This is a genomic window from Microbacterium sp. 05T445 (assembly GCF_056395865.1).
The window spans coordinates 1,238,173-1,252,870 of the sequence record NZ_JBFTKJ010000002.1; the positions used below are offsets into that span (position 1 = coordinate 1,238,173).

13 protein-coding genes are annotated in these 14,698 nt (G+C 71.6%); 11 read left to right on the plus strand and 2 right to left on the minus strand.

Annotated features, from left to right (window positions below; all coding sequences use genetic code 11):
- Positions 1-85: 85 nt before the first annotated feature.
- The 7 genes from AC1DDU_RS15330 to AC1DDU_RS15360 are packed head-to-tail and all read left to right on the plus strand — an operon-like array spanning position 86 to position 7,021.
- A complete protein-coding gene (locus tag AC1DDU_RS15330; RefSeq protein ID WP_477435564.1) occupies positions 86-760 on the plus strand; it encodes a GntR family transcriptional regulator in 675 nt (224 codons plus the stop codon).
- 60 nt (positions 761-820) lie between these two features.
- Positions 821-1,975, plus strand: a complete 1,155-nt coding sequence (locus tag AC1DDU_RS15335; RefSeq protein WP_477435566.1) for an NAD(P)/FAD-dependent oxidoreductase — start codon at positions 821-823, stop codon at positions 1,973-1,975.
- Positions 1,972-2,214 carry a (2Fe-2S)-binding protein gene (locus tag AC1DDU_RS15340; protein ID WP_477435568.1) on the plus strand — a complete coding sequence of 81 codons (243 nt, stop codon included), beginning with the start codon at positions 1,972-1,974 and terminating at the stop codon, positions 2,212-2,214. Before AC1DDU_RS15335 ends, AC1DDU_RS15340 begins: the two co-directional genes overlap by 4 nt.
- Positions 2,211-3,584, plus strand: a complete 1,374-nt coding sequence (locus tag AC1DDU_RS15345) for an FAD-dependent oxidoreductase (RefSeq protein ID WP_477435570.1) — start codon at positions 2,211-2,213, stop codon at positions 3,582-3,584. Before AC1DDU_RS15340 ends, AC1DDU_RS15345 begins: the two co-directional genes overlap by 4 nt.
- Complete coding sequence (locus AC1DDU_RS15350) at positions 3,581-4,498, plus strand: dihydrodipicolinate synthase family protein (RefSeq protein WP_477435572.1); 918 nt, start codon at positions 3,581-3,583, stop codon at positions 4,496-4,498. Before AC1DDU_RS15345 ends, AC1DDU_RS15350 begins: the two co-directional genes overlap by 4 nt.
- Positions 4,498-5,499: a proline racemase family protein gene (locus AC1DDU_RS15355; RefSeq protein WP_477435574.1), complete on the plus strand. Its 1,002-nt coding sequence runs from the start codon at positions 4,498-4,500 to the stop codon at positions 5,497-5,499. The genes AC1DDU_RS15350 and AC1DDU_RS15355 overlap by 1 nt, the downstream gene beginning before the upstream one ends.
- Before the next feature lie 43 nt (positions 5,500-5,542).
- Positions 5,543-7,021 (plus strand): aldehyde dehydrogenase (NADP(+)), encoded by a 1,479-nt coding sequence (locus AC1DDU_RS15360; RefSeq protein WP_477435576.1) that lies wholly within the window; start codon positions 5,543-5,545, stop codon positions 7,019-7,021.
- Between the two features lie 51 nt (positions 7,022-7,072).
- Here the strand turns inward: AC1DDU_RS15360 and AC1DDU_RS15365 are convergent, their stop codons facing one another.
- On the minus strand, positions 7,073-8,068 hold the full coding sequence (locus AC1DDU_RS15365) for a proline racemase family protein (protein WP_477435578.1): 996 nt from the start codon (positions 8,066-8,068) through the stop codon (positions 7,073-7,075).
- Positions 8,065-9,021, minus strand: coding sequence for an ornithine cyclodeaminase family protein (locus AC1DDU_RS15370; protein ID WP_477435580.1), 957 nt, complete (start codon positions 9,019-9,021; stop codon positions 8,065-8,067). The genes AC1DDU_RS15365 and AC1DDU_RS15370 overlap by 4 nt, the downstream gene beginning before the upstream one ends.
- 81 nt (positions 9,022-9,102) lie before the next feature.
- Between AC1DDU_RS15370 and AC1DDU_RS15375 the strand changes: the two genes are divergently transcribed.
- From AC1DDU_RS15375 to AC1DDU_RS15390, 4 genes are all read left to right on the plus strand, one after another.
- Positions 9,103-10,869 (plus strand): ABC transporter substrate-binding protein, encoded by a 1,767-nt coding sequence (locus AC1DDU_RS15375; RefSeq protein ID WP_477435582.1) that lies wholly within the window; start codon positions 9,103-9,105, stop codon positions 10,867-10,869.
- A 64-nt stretch (positions 10,870-10,933) separates the two neighbouring features.
- Positions 10,934-12,769 (plus strand): dipeptide ABC transporter ATP-binding protein, encoded by a 1,836-nt coding sequence (locus AC1DDU_RS15380; RefSeq protein ID WP_477435584.1) that lies wholly within the window; start codon positions 10,934-10,936, stop codon positions 12,767-12,769.
- Positions 12,769-13,713 (plus strand): ABC transporter permease, encoded by a 945-nt coding sequence (locus tag AC1DDU_RS15385; protein WP_477435586.1) that lies wholly within the window; start codon positions 12,769-12,771, stop codon positions 13,711-13,713. The genes AC1DDU_RS15380 and AC1DDU_RS15385 overlap by 1 nt, the downstream gene beginning before the upstream one ends.
- Positions 13,710-14,675: an ABC transporter permease gene (locus AC1DDU_RS15390; RefSeq protein ID WP_477435588.1), complete on the plus strand. Its 966-nt coding sequence runs from the start codon at positions 13,710-13,712 to the stop codon at positions 14,673-14,675. The genes AC1DDU_RS15385 and AC1DDU_RS15390 overlap by 4 nt, the downstream gene beginning before the upstream one ends.
- Positions 14,676-14,698: the final 23 nt, after the last annotated feature.

The following is a 14,698-nucleotide window of genomic DNA, read 5'->3' on the forward strand; positions in this document are numbered from 1 at the left end:
TCGCGTCACACAGCGCGACAGCGCGCCCGGCTACGCTGAACCGCGGGCGGGCCCGTTCCCGGGTGCGCCGAGGAGAGGTGAGCGGATGAGCGACCGGAACGTGGTCGTGAAGGCGGAGAGCCTGCGCGAGCAGGTGGAGCGGATGATCGCCGCGCGCATCATCTCGGGCGAGCTGGCTCCGGGCACCGTGCTGACGGTGCCTTCGCTGGCGGCGGATGTCGGTGTGAGCGCCACCCCGGTTCGTGAGGCGATCCTCAACCTGGCCGGGCGCGGGTTCCTGCGTCCCATCCGCAATCGCGGGTTCGAGGTGACCGATGTCTCCGAGGACGAGCTGCGCGAGCTGAGCGAGGTCCGGGTGCTGCTGGAGGCCCCGCCGATGCGTGCGATCGCCGGCAACCTGCCCGATGAACTGGTGCCCCGGCTGTACGCGCTCGCCGAGACGATCGTCGCGGCCGGCAGCGACGGCCGGTTCGAGGACTACCTCGCCGCCGACACCGAGTTCCACCTCGCGCTGCTGGAGTGCGCCGGAAACCATCAGCTCGTGACGATCGTGCGAGAGCTGCGCCAGCAGACCCGGCTGGGCGGGCTGTCACGGCTCGCCGAGAGCGATGCGCTGACCGCGTCGTCGCTGGAACACGCGGAACTCGTGCGGCTGCTCGTCGCGGGCGACGGCGCGGGAGCGGAAGAGCTGATGCGGCGTCACATCGGGCACATCGGCGGGCTGTGGGCCGGCCGCGAGGAGCCCTCGACAGGGCGCTGAACGACGCTCGGCACATGACGCCTGGGTGTGTAATATGTTACACATCACTAGGAGGTGGGCATGCGGGTCGTCGTGATCGGTGCGGGCGCCATCGGCGCGGCATGCGCACTGGCGCTCGCCGAAGCAGGTGCCGATGTCGTGGTGGTCGACAGGGCCGGCGTCGCCGCGGAGACCAGCAGTCGCTGCGAGGGGAACATCCTCGTCTCCGACAAGGCTCCGGGCGCCGAGGCCGACCTCGCGGTGGTCGCCAATGGCGCCTGGCGCGCGCTGGCGGCGCGCCTGGACGAGGATCGCGCACCGGGGCAGCCGGCGACGGAGTTCGAGGCGAAGGGCGGCGTCGTGGTCGCGTTCCCCGCGGGGCTCGCGGCGCTCCACGAGTTCGCGGCCGCCCAGCGCTCTCTCGGCATCGCCGCCGAGCCGGTCGACGGCCAGACGCTCCGTGCGCTCGAGCCGCACCTCGCCCCGGAGGTCGTGGGCGGTGTGCACTATGCCGATGATGCGCAGGTGCAGCCCAGCCTGGCGACGCAGGCGATGCTCGCCCGGGCGCGGCGGCGGGGGGCGCGGCTGCGCCTGACCGAGGTGACCGGTGCGCTCATGGTGCACGGCCGCATCAGCGGAGTCCGCACGGCGGAGGGACCGGTGGAGGCGGATGCCGTGGTCAACTGCGCCGGACCGTGGGCGGGCGAGGTCGCGGCACTGCTGGGCGCCCGACTCGACATCCGCCCTCGCCGCGGGATGATCCTCGTGACCGTCCCGATGCCGCAGCGCATCTTCCACAAGGTCTACGACGCGGACTACGTCGGTGCCGTCGGCTCGGGCGACGCCGCCCTGCAGACGTCGACGGTCGTCGAATCGACGCCCGCGGGCACCGTCCTCATCGGATCCAGCCGTGAGCGCGTGGGCTTCTCCGCAGCGGGCGCGCTGCCTCCGCTCGCCGAGATCGCGGCGAAGGCGACACGGCTGTTCCCCTTCCTCGCCGACACGATGCTGCTGCGCACGTACCACGGGTTCCGGCCGTACACGCCCGACCACCTGCCGGTGATCGGGGCGGACGGCGACGTGGCGGGTCTGTTCCACGCTGCAGGGCACGAGGGCGCGGGCATCGGCCTGGCGCCGACGACGGGGGAGCTGATCGCGCACGCCGTGCTCGGCGCCGCCGCACCGCTGGACCCGCTGCCCTTCCTGCCGACCCGCGCGAGTCTGGCGGCGGCATGAGCGCGCACATCGAGTTCGAGGGCCGGATGCTCCAGGCCCGGGACGGTCAGACGATCGCGGGAGTGCTGCTCTCGCACGGCATCCGCACGTGGCGCACCGCCGACGGTGCCCCGCGCGGGATCTTCTGCGGCATCGGCGTCTGCCAGGACTGCGTGGTGACCGTCGACGGCGTCGAGGGCGTGCGCGCGTGCCAGCGCACCGCGGCGGACGGCGCCGTGGTCACCCGGGAGGCGCGATGACGACCGTCGCGATCCTGGGAGCCGGCCCCGCCGGACTCGCTGCTGCGCAGGCCGCGCTCGCGGCCGGCGCCGACGTCGTCGTGCTGGACGAGGGCGAGCGCGTCGGCGGGCAGTTCTGGCGCCATCACGAAGAACTCACCGACCCGAGGATGCAGCACCAGTGGTCGCGGTTCCTCCGGCTGCGCGACGCGGTGGCCGCTGCCGCGGTGCACGCGAGCAGCAGCGTGTGGCGGATCGAGATCGAGCCGCGCCTGCGCGTGCACGCGCTCGCCGGTCCCGTCGACGGGACCGCGCGCCGGGCCCTGACCATCGACGCCGATGCGCTCGTCATCGCCACCGGAGCCCACGACCGTGCCCTGCCGGTGCCGGGCTGGACGCTTCCCGGCGTCACCACCGCGGGTGCGGCGCAGGCCCTGGCCAAGCGCGACGGGGTCGCCGTCGGCGGCCGTACCGTGGTCGCCGGTGCCGGCCCCTTCCTGCTGCCCGTCGCCGCGACGCTCGCGCACATCGGGGTCGACGTCGTCGAGGTCGTCGAGGCGTGCAGCCTCGGTGCGATCGCCCGCGGCTGGGGGCGCGCGCCGTGGCAGCTCGCCGGCGCCGCCGGCAAAGCAGGGGAGCTCGCCGAGTACGCGCTGTCTCTCGCACGGCACCGCACGCCGTACCGCACCGGGCAGGCGGTGACCCGCATCCACGGCACCGACCGCGTCGAGGCGGTCACCATCCAGCGCATCGATGCCGACTGGCGCCCGATCGCGGGCACCGAGCGGCGGATCGCCTGCGACGCGGTCGCGCTCGGCCACGGTTTCGTCCCGCGCGTCGAGGCGCTCGTGCAGGCCGGCTGCGCGCTGTCGCCGGCGAGGTTCGCCGTCGTCGACGAGCGGCAGGCCACCACGGTGGCGGGCGTCTATGCGGCGGGCGAGGTCACCGGCATCGCCGGCGCCGACGCCGCCATGGCCGAGGGCGCCGTCGCGGGATTCGCCGCTGCCGGCGGCTCGCTCGACGACCCGCGCCTGCGCCGCGTGCTCGGCGCGCGCCGCCGCTTCCACGCGTTCGCCGCACGCCTGGCGACCCACGACGTCCGCCGCGGCTGGACCGGCTGGCTCGACGCCGACACGATCGTCTGCCGATGCGAGTCGGTCACCCGCGCGCGCATCGAGGAGTATGCGGATGCCTCGAGCCGCGGCATCCGACTGGCCACCCGTGCCGGACTCGGCGCCTGCCAGGGCCGCACCTGCGGGCGCACCGTCGAAGAGCTCACCGGCACCGCGATCGGCTTCGACGCGCGCCCGGTGCTGTCATCGGTGCGCATCGGAGAGCTGGCCGCCGTCCACGCCACAGACCCCCTCACCGCTGAGAAGGAGCACGAATGACCGAGCCGAACATGGACCTGGGCGGCGTCGTCGTCGCCACGACGCTGGCGTTCAAGGAGGACGCCTCGGCCCCCGCGGGCCTTGCCGTCGACTACGACCGGTTCGCCGAGCACGTCGACTTCCTGATGAGCAACGGATGCCGCGGCGTCGGCCCGAACGGATCGCTGGGGGAGTATTCGTCCCTCACCGACGAGGAGCGCCGCAAGGTCATCCAGGTCGCCGTCGAGGCCGTCGACGGCCGCGGCATCGTGATCGCGGGCGTGCACGGCGTCGGCAGCCACCAGGCCCGCCACTGGGCGGAGCTGGCACGTGAGGACGGCGCCGACGGGGTGCTGCTGCTCCCACCGACGCTGTACCGTGCCAACGAGGGCGAGGTCATCGCGCACTACGAGGAGGTCGCGAAGGTGGGCCTGCCGATCATGGCGTACAACAACCCCTTCGACACCAAGGTCGACCTGGTGCCGTCGCTGGTCGCCAAGCTCGCCGAGATCCCCGAGGTGGTGGCGATCAAGGAGTTCTCGGGCGACGTGCGCCGCGTATACGAGATCAAGGAGCGCTGCGACATCGACATCATCGCCGGTGCCGACGACGTGCTCTTCGAGCTCATGGTCAACGGCGCGGTGGGATGGTTCGCCGGCTACCCCAACGCCTTCCCGAAGGAGGCGGTGGAGCTGTACACGCTGTGCATCGAAGGCAAGTGGCACGAGGCCAAGGCGCTGTACGAGCAGCTGGTCGCGGTGTTCCGCTGGGATTCGCGGACCGAGTTCGTGCAGGCGATCAAGCTCTCGATGGACATCTGCGGCAACTCCTACGGCGGGCCGACCCGCCCGCCGCGCGGCCCGCTCTCGGACGAGCAGCGCGCCCAGGTGACCGCCGACACCGAGCGCGCGCTGGCCGCGCTGCGAGAGCGCTGATGCGCGCGCGCCGGGTGATCTCGGCCGTCGACTCCCACACCGAGGGGATGCCGACGAGGGTGGTGACCGGCGGTGTCGGCCGGATCCCCGGTGCGACCATGAACGACCGCCGCCTCTACGCGATGGAGCGTCTCGACGGGCTCAGGGGCCTGCTCATGAACGAGCCGCGCGGTCACGCGTCGATGTCGGGCGCGCTGCTGCAGCCGCCCGCGCGTGGCGATGCGGACTGGGGCGTCGTGTTCATCGAGGCCTCCGGATTCCTGCCGATGTGCGGGCACGGAACCATCGGCGTGGCGACCGTGCTGGTCGAGACCGGAATGGTCGAGGTGGTCGAGCCGGTCACCGAGATCCGCCTCGACGTCCCGGCGGGGCTCGTCATCGCCAGGGTCGCCGTCGAAGGCGGTCGGGCGGTGAACGTCACCATCGAGAACGTGCCGAGCTTCGTGGATCGACTGGATGCCGAGATCGCGGTCCCCGGCTACGGCGCAGTCCCGTACTCCGTCGCGTTCGGGGGCAACTTCTACGCGCTCGTCGACCTCGATGCCGTCGGGCTGCCGTTCGATCGCGACCGCAAGGACGACATCGTCCGCTGCGGCCTGGCGATCATGGACGCGATCAACACGCAGGCCCCTCCGCGACACCCGGTGATCGCGGGAGCCGACCACGTGCACCACGTCGAGTTCATCGCGCCCGGATCGGATGCCGTCCGCTCACGCCACGCGATGGCGATCCACCCGGGCTGGTTCGACCGGTCGCCGTGCGGGACCGGCACGAGCGCCCGTATGGCCGAGCTGCACGCCCGCGGCGAGCTCGCGCTGCACACCGACTTCGTCAACGAGTCGTTCATCGGCACCGCGTTCACGGGGCGCCTGGTGGGGGAGACGACGGTCGGCGACGTGCCGGCCGTCGTCCCGACGATCACCGGGCGCGCGTGGGTCACCGGGATCGGGCAGTATCTGCTGGACGACGACGACCCGTTCCCCGAAGGCTTCGTCTTCTGACGAACGACGCAGCCTCGTGAACCTCGATCCCGATAGGAGTCCCATGGACATCGACGTCATCGCGCAGCGCGCCGCGGGCGCGGCCCGCCCGTTCGCCGAGACCGAGCCGCGTGCCCGCGCGGCAGCGCTGGTCGCGGTCGCAGACGCCCTCGACGCGGCAGCGCCCGAGCTCATCGCCATCGCCCGTGAGGAGACAGGACTCACCGAGGCGCGTCTGGTGGGGGAGGTGCGGCGCACCACGAACCAGCTGCGACTGTTCGCCGAGGTGATCGTCGACGGCTCCTACCTCGATGCGCGCATCGACGAGGCAGACCCCGGCTATGTGATCGGTCCACGCCCGGACGTGCGCCGGGTGCTGGAACCCGTAGGGCCGGTGCTCAACTTCGCGGCGTCGAACTTCCCGTTCGCGTTCTCGGTCGCCGGGGGCGACTCCGCGGCCGCGCTCGCCGCGGGCTGTCCGCTCATCGTCAAGGCGCACTCCGGCCATCCGGAGCTCTCCCGGCGCACCGCGGCGATCGTGACCGGGGCGCTGGCCGCGGCGGGCATGCCGGACGGCGTGTTCCAGCTCATCGAGGGTCAGGATGCCGGTGTCGCGATGCTGCGGCATCCGCTCATCCGCGCCGGAGCCTTCACCGGGTCGACGCATGTCGGGCGGCTGCTGGCCGACGTCGCCGCCGCGCGTCCACGGCCGATCCCGTTCTTCGGCGAGCTCGGCAGCGTCAACCCGGTCTACGCGACCGGTGGCGCGGTCGCAGACGAGCCTGAGCTCCTCGACGGGTTCCTCGCGTCGGTGGCGGGCTCTGCGGGCCAGCTGTGCACGAAGCCCGGCTTCCTGTTCGTGCCCGCCGGCGCCGACCTCGCCGGCGTGGGCGCGTCCGCGGCCGCGGTGACGGAGCACCGCCTGCTGAACCCGGGCATCGGCCGCGCGTTCGAGGAGCGTCGCCGCGCGGTGCTCGAGGCGCCTGGTGTGACGGTGCTCGCCGAAGGCGGCGTGCGGGTCGAGGACGAGCAGCGCTTCGCCACGCCGACCGTCGTCGAGGTCGACCTCGACACGCTGCGTGCGCACCGCGACGAACTGCTCGAGGAGTCGTTCGGCCCCCTCTCGGTGATCGTGCGCTACGCCGATGCCTCGGAGCTCCCCGACGTGCAGCGCGAGCTGTTCCCGGGCAACCTGACCTCGACGCTGCACGCCACGGCGCAGGAGCTCGCGGACGGCGAGCTCACGGACCTCGTGGACGCGCTCGCCGAGACCAGCGGCCGGGTGCTGTTCGGCGGCTGGCCGACGGGCGTGTCGGTCACCGGTGCGATGCAGCACGGCGGTCCGTACCCGGCCACCACGAGCGATGCCACCAGCGTCGGCACGGCGGCGATCACGCGGTTCCTTCGCGGTGTGGCCTATCAGAACGCCCCGCAGGAGCTGCTGCCGCCCGCGCTGCGCGACGACAATCCGTGGGGCGTCGTGCAGCGCCGCAGCGTCGCCGGGCTCTCGTCCGGCTGGGGATCGCTCACCGGCGCGCACTGACACGCGCGGGACGACGACGGGCGGATGCCGCGGCATCCGCCCGTCGTGCTGTCACCGCAGGCTGAATCCTGCGGCGAGGGGGTCGTCTGGATCGAGCTCGAACGTGCACGAGCCGACGCGGAACGCATGCCCGGCCACCTCGGGGATGACCCCGGCGGCGGTGCGCTCGACGACCCGCGCGCGGAAGGTCGTGCCGATGATCGAGTCGTGGGTGAGGACCTCGCCCTCGCCCAGCTCGCCGGTGTGGTCGAGCAGCGCCACCCGCGCGGCGGTGCCCGATCCGCACGGGCTGCGGTCGACCTCGCCGTCGGCGAACACCGTGACGTTGCGCTGATGCGGGCCTTGTGCGGTGCGCCCGAGGTCGTCGAACAGGATGGTGCCGTAGACCCCTGACAGTCGCGGGTCGGGCAGCTGGGCGGCGGGATGCTCGTCGAGCGCCCACTTGATCTCGCGGCCGAGTCGGATGAGCTCGGCCGTGTGCTCGGGCGTCACGGCGAGGCCGAGGGCGGCGGCCGGCAGCGTCGCGTAGACGGCCCCTCCGAACACGAGGTCCACGGTGACCTCACCGCGGCTGGTCACGACCGCGATGCCGCGCTGCAGCACGCGCGATTCGACGTTGCGGAACACGACCCCCGTGGTGCGACCGCCCTCCCGCTGCACCCGGGCCTGCACGCGGCCGCTCGGCACGTCGATCGTGACGACCGTCTCGCCGTCGTCGGGAGCCGGCATCCGTCCTGATGCCACGGCCCACGCCCCGAGCGCGATCGTCCCGTGGCCGCACGCCGTCGAGAACCCGTCCTTGTGCCAGAACAGCACGCCGAAGTCGGCTCCGTCGTCGTCGGGCTCGGTGAGGAATCCGCCGTACATGTCGTCGTGGCCGCGAGGCTCGAGACAGAGGAAGCGCCGTACGGCGTCGGTGTCGGCGCCGATCGCGTTCATGCGTCGCGCCGCCACCGTGTCGCCGACGGTCGGCACGTCCGTCACGATGCGGAACGGCTCCCCGGCGGTGTGCCAGTCCTCCGTGGTCCAGCTGGTCTTCTGCGTCATCGCTCCTCCGAAGCGTCCGGGGCGATCGCGAGAGCCGCGACCGCGAGGTCCTGCCATCCCATGCCGCAGGTCTTGACCACGCGGGGCCGATCGGCGCTCGGCGCGATCCGCCCGGTGAGGATCGCGGCGGCGGGCACGAGGTCGTCGGCGCGCAGGTGTCCCTCCTCGATCGCGAGCACGACATCGCCGGCCTCGGCGAGGGCGACGCGCTCGGTCTCGACGATCACCTGGGCGCGCCCGAGCAGCGCCCCCGGCAGCTCTCGTACCCGCGGCTCGTGCGAGCCCACGGCGACCACGGTGGCGTGGTCGGCGACGAGCCCATCGGCGAACAGCGGCGCGGTCGCGGTGGTCGCGCACACGACGAGATCGGCGCCGGCGACGTCGTCGGGAGTGCCGGCGCGGGCCTCGAGGCCGAGCCGCGCCACGTCGGCGACGGCGCGCTCCCGCCGGGCGGCGTCCCGCCCGATGAAGGTCACCCGACGCACGTCGCGGATGGCGTGCAGGGCCTCGACGTGACGGATGCCCTGCGGGCCGGTGCCGAACACCACCAGCTCGGATGCCTCAGCGGGGGCGACGACGTCGACCAGCGCCGCGGACACCGCGGGCGTCCGGATCGCCGTGAGCTCGGTGCCGTCGAGCAGGGCGAGCGGACGCAGTGTCTCGCCGTCGAGGACCACGTACACCGCCTGGATCCGGTCGAGTCCCCGGTCGGGGTTCGCGGGGGAGACCGTCGCGAGCTTCTGCCCGGCGAGCGCCCCGACTGCGGCGGGCATGAGGAGGAGCTGACCGTGGGGCACGTCGACGATCGTCCGGGGAAGGTCGTCGTCGGGGTCGAACCCGTCGCGGACCGCCTGCTGGAGCGCGCGGATCGCGACGATCGGACGGACGGACGCCCGCAGAGCGGGGCCGTCGATGAGGCGGAGGTCCGCGAGGACGCCGCGGGATGTGAGCATGGACAGACCCTAACGTGTGGTGTGTAATATGTCACGTACTGCGGGGCGATGGCGCCTCGCCCTATGGATCAAGGGTGACTCATGGCACGGAAGAAACTGCTCGCAGCAGCCGCGTCGGCGGCGGCGCTGTCCCTCCTCATCGCCGGCTGTTCATCGTCGGGGACCACTGGGGACGCGGATGCCGGCGAGGCGAAGACGGGAGGCATCCTCAAGGTCCTCTCCAACGGCGATCTCGACCACTACGATCCGCAGCTGAGCGCGTACGTGCCGACCTACAACGTGCTGCGGGCGATCGTGCGGCCGCTGGTGAGCTATGCCGCCAGCACCGACGCCGATGAGCGCATCCAGCTGCAGCCCGACCTCGCCGAGGCCGTTCCGACGCCGAGCGAGGACGGGCTGACGTACGAGGTCGCGCTGCGCGAGGGCCCGGCGTGGGACGCTCCCGACGGCGCCCGCGCGATCGTCGCGGAGGACGTCGCGCGCGGCTTCAAGCGCATGTGCAACCCGGTGATCGCCAGCGCGCAGCTCAGCTACTTCCAGAACCTCATCGTCGGCATGGCGGACTTCTGCGAGGGCTTCGCCGCCGTCGCCCCCACGCCGGCGGCCATGAAGGAGTACATCGAGGCGACGCCGATCAGCGGCATCCAGACTCCCGACGAGCAGACCGTGGTCTTCACGCTCACCGAGCCGGCCAGCGACTTCCCCTACATGCTGTCGCTCGACTCGACCGACCCGGCCCCGGTCGAGGTGCTCGACTACCTGCCCGATTCGCCCGAGTACCGCCAGAACTTCATCGCATCCGGCCCGTACCGCATCAAGGAGTACGTCGCCGACGCCAAGCTCGTGCTCGAGCGCAACCCCGCCTGGGAGGCCGAGAGCGACCCGCTGCGCAAGGCCAACGTCGACGGTGTCGAGATGACGATGGGCGTGGAGGCGGATGCCGCGATGCAGGAGCTGCAGGCGGGATCCTCCGACATGCTGTTCGACCTCAGTCCCAGCAACGCCAACATCCAGCAGTTGAAGGCGCAGGGCGACGACAAGCTGCAGTTCTTCGCCAACGGCGCCGTCGACCAGTTCATGTGGATGAACACCGTCTCCGACAACAACGGCGGTGCGCTGCGCGACCCAAAGGTGCGCGAAGCGCTGCAGTACGCCATCGACAAGGCCGCCGTCGTGCAGACCATGGGCGGCGACGAGCTCGCCGGCGTCACCAACGGCATCTTCGGCCCGGGCATCGTCGGGTACGAGGAGTCCGACCCGTTCCCCACCGATGGTTCGAAGGGCGACCCCGAGAAGGCCAAGAAGCTGCTCTCCGAAGCGGGCTTCCCCGACGGCATCACGCTGAAGTTCCCGTACCGCCAGGTGGGGCTCCAGCCCGACATCGCCCAGACGATCCAGTCGAGCCTCGCGAAAGCCGGCATCACGGCCGAGCTCACACCGGTGCAGGCCACCGACTACTACGCCAACTTCATGACCAACCGCGACAACGCCGCCACCGGTGCATGGGACATCGCGCTGGTCGGCTGGTCGCCGGACTGGCAGGGCGGCGCCGCGCGGAGCGTGTTCCAGCCGCAGTTCTCCTTCAGCGGCACGCCGCAGACCTACAACTACGTCGACTTCGACAGCGAAGAGGCCAACGCCCTGGCCGCGCAGGCGCTCGCCGCCGGCACGCCCGAGGAGGCGGCGTCGCTGTGGCATGACGTGGACGTCGCGGTGATGAAGGACACGCCCATCGTCAGCATCGCCTACCGCAAGGTCCGCGTGTACCACTCCGACCGCGTCCAGGACTTCGCCGTGTACGCCCAGAGCCAGAACGGCGACTGGACGAACCTCTGGCTGAACGACTGACCAGCAACCGCTGACGAACGGGGCCGGGCGGCCTGTCCGCCCGGCCCCGCGGAAGGGAGCCATGATGGCGCTACTGGATGTCCGCAACCTCGTGGTCGACATCCCCACCGAGGACGGAACGGTGCATGCCGTGCGGGACGTGTCGTTCCAGGTGCAGCAGGGGGAGTTCTTCGGCGTCGTGGGGGAGTCGGGCTCGGGCAAGTCCGTGATGGTGCAGTCGATCATGGGGCTGATCCCCGCCGCCCGTACCGCGGGAACCGTCTCGTTCGAGGGGCGGGATCTGCTCCGACTGCCGGCGGACGAGCTGCGCGGCATCCGGGGAAGGCAGATCAGCATGATCTTCCAGGACCCGCTGTCGAGCCTGCACCCGCAGTACACGGTCGGGTGGCAGATCGTCGAGCAGATCCGCGCCCACGAGAAGACCAGCCCGGCGGCCGCCAAGGCCCGTGCGATCGAGCTGCTCGAGAAGGTGCGCATCCCGGATGCCGCACACCGCTTCTCCGCGTACCCCCACCAGTTCTCCGGGGGCATGAGGCAGCGCGTGATGATCGCGATGGGCCTCGCGCTCGAGCCCGCGCTGATCATCGCCGACGAGCCGACGACCGCACTGGACTCGACGGTGCAGGCGCAGATCCTCGATCTGCTGGGCGAGATGCAGCGCGATCTCGGGACGACCATCCTCATGATCAGCCATGACCTCGGCGTGCTCTCCCGCGTCGCCGACCGCGTCATGGTGATGTACGGCGGGCGCAAGATGGAGCTGGGCGCGAGCGCCACCGTGCTCGAGTCGCCGGGTCATCCGTACACCTCGGGCCTGCTGCGCTCCTCCTCCTTCAACCGTGCGCCCGGCACGCCGCTGATCCCGATCGCCGGGCGTCCGCCGAGCCTGCTGAGTCCACCGGTCGGCTGCGTCTTCCGAGACCGGTGCGCCGACGCGCTGCCCGAGTGCACCTCCCGGCCGCCGGTGCGGCGCTACGACGACGGCACCGAGGTGTCGTGCTGGCGCGAGGATCCGCCCCGCGAGCCTACGGAGGCGCACGCGGCGCCGGCCGCCGTCGCGGGGGCCGCCGACGCGGGCGCCGAGTTCGTGCGCGTGAACGGGCTGCGGGTCGCTTTCCCGCAGCGGCGGGGACCCGATCGCGTGGTCCTCGAGGACATCGATCTGTCGGTGCGTCGCGGCGAGACGCTGGGGCTGGTCGGCGAGAGCGGATGCGGCAAGACGACGCTCGCCCGCGCGATCGCGGGTCTGGTCCCGGTGTCGGCCGGATCGGTGACGTTCGACGGCGAGTCGATCGTCGGTCTCGGGCGCGATCAGTGGCGGTCGCTGCGGCGCCGAGTGCAGGTCGTGTTCCAGGACCCGTTCGGATCGCTCAACCCCCGGCGCCGCGTCGGCTCGATCATCGCGGACCCGCTGCGCATCCATCGCGAAGGGACCGCGTCCGAGCGGCGCACCCGCGTGCAGGAGCTGATGGAACTGGTGGGACTGAACCCCGAGCACTACAACCGCTTCCCGTCGCAGTTCTCCGGCGGTCAGCGCCAGCGCATCGGGATCGCCCGCGCGCTGGCGCTGCACCCCGAGCTGATCATCCTCGACGAACCGGTCTCGGCGCTGGACGTCTCGATCCAGGCGCAGGTGCTCAACCTCCTCGACGAGCTCCAACAGCGACTGGGGCTGACGTACCTCTTCATCTCGCACGACCTCGCCGTCGTGCGACATGTGTGCGACCGCATCGCCGTGATGGAGTCCGGTCGCATCGTGGAATCGGGGGATGCCGGCGAGATCTACGACCACCCGCAGCATCCGTTCACCCGGCGGCTGCTGTCGGCGTCCGCGCCCGAGATCCCCCGCGTGCTGCGGCCCCGTCGTGTGCTCGAGACCATCACGGAAGGGGCCGCCTGATGGCCGTGTATCCCAAGACCGCGACCGCCGCGGCACGCGTGATCGGGCAGGTGCAGGCGCGCAGCTCGCTCTCGCTCACGATGCGGCGGCTGTTGCGCGACCCCGCCAGCGTCGCGTCGATGATCGCGATCGTGCTGATCGTCCTGTTCGCGCTGGGCGCCCCGGTCGTGGAGGCGCTCACCGGGCACGGACCGACCGAGCAGTTCCGCGACACCGGGCTGACCCCCGAGGGGCTTCCGGTCCCGCCAGGAGGCGAATTCCTGCTGGGCACCGACCAGCTCGGCAGGGACATCCTCGTGCGTCTCGCCTACGGTGCCCGCGTCTCGCTGCTGGTCGGCGTGGCGGCCTCGCTGCTGGCGGCGCTCATCGGCATCGTCGTGGGCGTCGTGGCCGGGTTCGTGGGCGGCGTCACCGACACTGTGCTCAGCCGCATCATCGATCTCGTCATGACGGTGCCGTTCCTGCTCGTGTCGATCGCCCTGGTGTCGGTGGTCGGCCCGAGTCTCGGGCTCTCGATCGGAGTGATCGTGTTCTTCGGCTGGACCGGGCTCGCCCGCGTCATCCGCGGGCAGGTGCTCGCGCTCCGCCATCGCGAGTTCGTCGAGGCGGCGCGATCGCTCGGCGCGAGCCGGACGGCGATCATGTTCCGCGACATCCTGCCCAACCTCGTCGTGCCGATCATCGTCTACACGACCCTCATGATCCCCGGCGCCATCGTGTTCGAGGCGACGCTGTCGTTCCTCGGGCTGGGAGTCGTGCCGCCGACACCGAGCTGGGGCAACATGCTGGCGGATGCCGCCAACGGGTCGCTGTACCTCGTCGCGTGGTGGATGGTGGTCGTGCCCGGAGGGGCGCTGCTCCTGCTGACGCTCGCGTTCAACCTGCTCGGCGACGGGCTGCGCGATGCGCTGGACCCCTCGGCGGCGAAGGGCGGAGCGCGATGACGCGGTTCATCCTCTCGCGCCTGGGCTTCGGCGTGCTGGTGCTGTTCCTGCTCAGCGTCTTCGTGTTCGTGCTGTTCTACGTCACGCCGTCGGACCCTGCCCGCATCATCGCGGGAGACAAGGCGACCGAGGAGCTCATGGCGCAGATCCGCACCCGCCTGGGGCTCGACCTGCCGATCTGGGAGCAGTACCTGCGCTTCGTCGGGGGGCTGCTCACCGGCGACCTCGGCTACTCGTACCGGTCGAGCATGCCCGTCGGGCAGATCATCGCGCAGCGGCTGCCGGTGACGCTGTCGCTCGTGTTCGGCGGGATGGTGTTCTGGCTGGCGATCGGCCTGCCGATCGGCATCTCGTCGGCCAAGCGTCCCGGCTCGGTGCGCGATCGCGTGGGCCAGGGTTTCGCGATCGTCGGCATCAGCTTCCCGACCTTCGTGCTCGGGATGCTGACGCTGTACACGCTGTACTTCCTGCCGACGAAGGTGGGACTGACGCTCTTCCCGCCCGGCGGCTTCACGCCGTTCTTCGAGAACCCGCTGGAGTGGGCGTGGCATCTGCTGCTGCCGTGGACCACGCTCGCTCTGGTCGTCGCCGCCGTGTACGCGCGGCTGACCCGCGGCCAGATGCTCGAGGTGTTCGGGCAGGACTACATCCGCACCGCCCGCGCGAAGGGGCTCACCGAGCGCCGGGTCACGTATGTCCACGCGTTCCGCAGCGCCATGCCGCCGCTGATCACGCAGCTCGGCGTCGACCTCGGCCTCATGCTCGGCGGCGTCATCGTGATCGAGCAGGTCTTCGGCCTGCTCGGCGTCGGCTCGCTCGCCGTCTCGAGCGTCGCCCAGCAGGATCGCCCCGTCATCATCGCCGTCGTCCTGCTCGGCGGCGTGTTCGTGGTGATCTGCAACCTCGTCGTCGACGTGCTGTACGCCGTGATGGACTCCCGCGTCCGCACCGCCGGCCGGTGACGGCGAGCCGCGGCATCCCGTTC

What these genes read in the sequence shown, in the direction of transcription:
- AC1DDU_RS15330 (WP_477435564.1), top strand. Translation starts at nt 86, where the DNA reads ATGAGCGACCGGAACGTGGTCGTGAAGGCGGAGAGCCTGCGCGAGCAG.
- AC1DDU_RS15335 (WP_477435566.1), top strand. Translation starts at nt 821, where the DNA reads ATGCGGGTCGTCGTGATCGGTGCGGGCGCCATCGGCGCGGCATGCGCA.
- AC1DDU_RS15340 (WP_477435568.1), top strand. Translation starts at nt 1,972, where the DNA reads ATGAGCGCGCACATCGAGTTCGAGGGCCGGATGCTCCAGGCCCGGGAC.
- AC1DDU_RS15345 (WP_477435570.1), top strand. Translation starts at nt 2,211, where the DNA reads ATGACGACCGTCGCGATCCTGGGAGCCGGCCCCGCCGGACTCGCTGCT.
- AC1DDU_RS15350 (WP_477435572.1), top strand. Translation starts at nt 3,581, where the DNA reads ATGACCGAGCCGAACATGGACCTGGGCGGCGTCGTCGTCGCCACGACG.
- AC1DDU_RS15355 (WP_477435574.1), top strand. Translation starts at nt 4,498, where the DNA reads ATGCGCGCGCGCCGGGTGATCTCGGCCGTCGACTCCCACACCGAGGGG.
- AC1DDU_RS15360 (WP_477435576.1), top strand. Translation starts at nt 5,543, where the DNA reads ATGGACATCGACGTCATCGCGCAGCGCGCCGCGGGCGCGGCCCGCCCG.
- AC1DDU_RS15365 (WP_477435578.1), bottom strand. Translation starts at nt 8,068, where the DNA reads ATGACGCAGAAGACCAGCTGGACCACGGAGGACTGGCACACCGCCGGG.
- AC1DDU_RS15370 (WP_477435580.1), bottom strand. Translation starts at nt 9,021, where the DNA reads ATGCTCACATCCCGCGGCGTCCTCGCGGACCTCCGCCTCATCGACGGC.
- AC1DDU_RS15375 (WP_477435582.1), top strand. Translation starts at nt 9,103, where the DNA reads ATGGCACGGAAGAAACTGCTCGCAGCAGCCGCGTCGGCGGCGGCGCTG.
- AC1DDU_RS15380 (WP_477435584.1), top strand. Translation starts at nt 10,934, where the DNA reads ATGGCGCTACTGGATGTCCGCAACCTCGTGGTCGACATCCCCACCGAG.
- AC1DDU_RS15385 (WP_477435586.1), top strand. Translation starts at nt 12,769, where the DNA reads ATGGCCGTGTATCCCAAGACCGCGACCGCCGCGGCACGCGTGATCGGG.
- AC1DDU_RS15390 (WP_477435588.1), top strand. Translation starts at nt 13,710, where the DNA reads ATGACGCGGTTCATCCTCTCGCGCCTGGGCTTCGGCGTGCTGGTGCTG.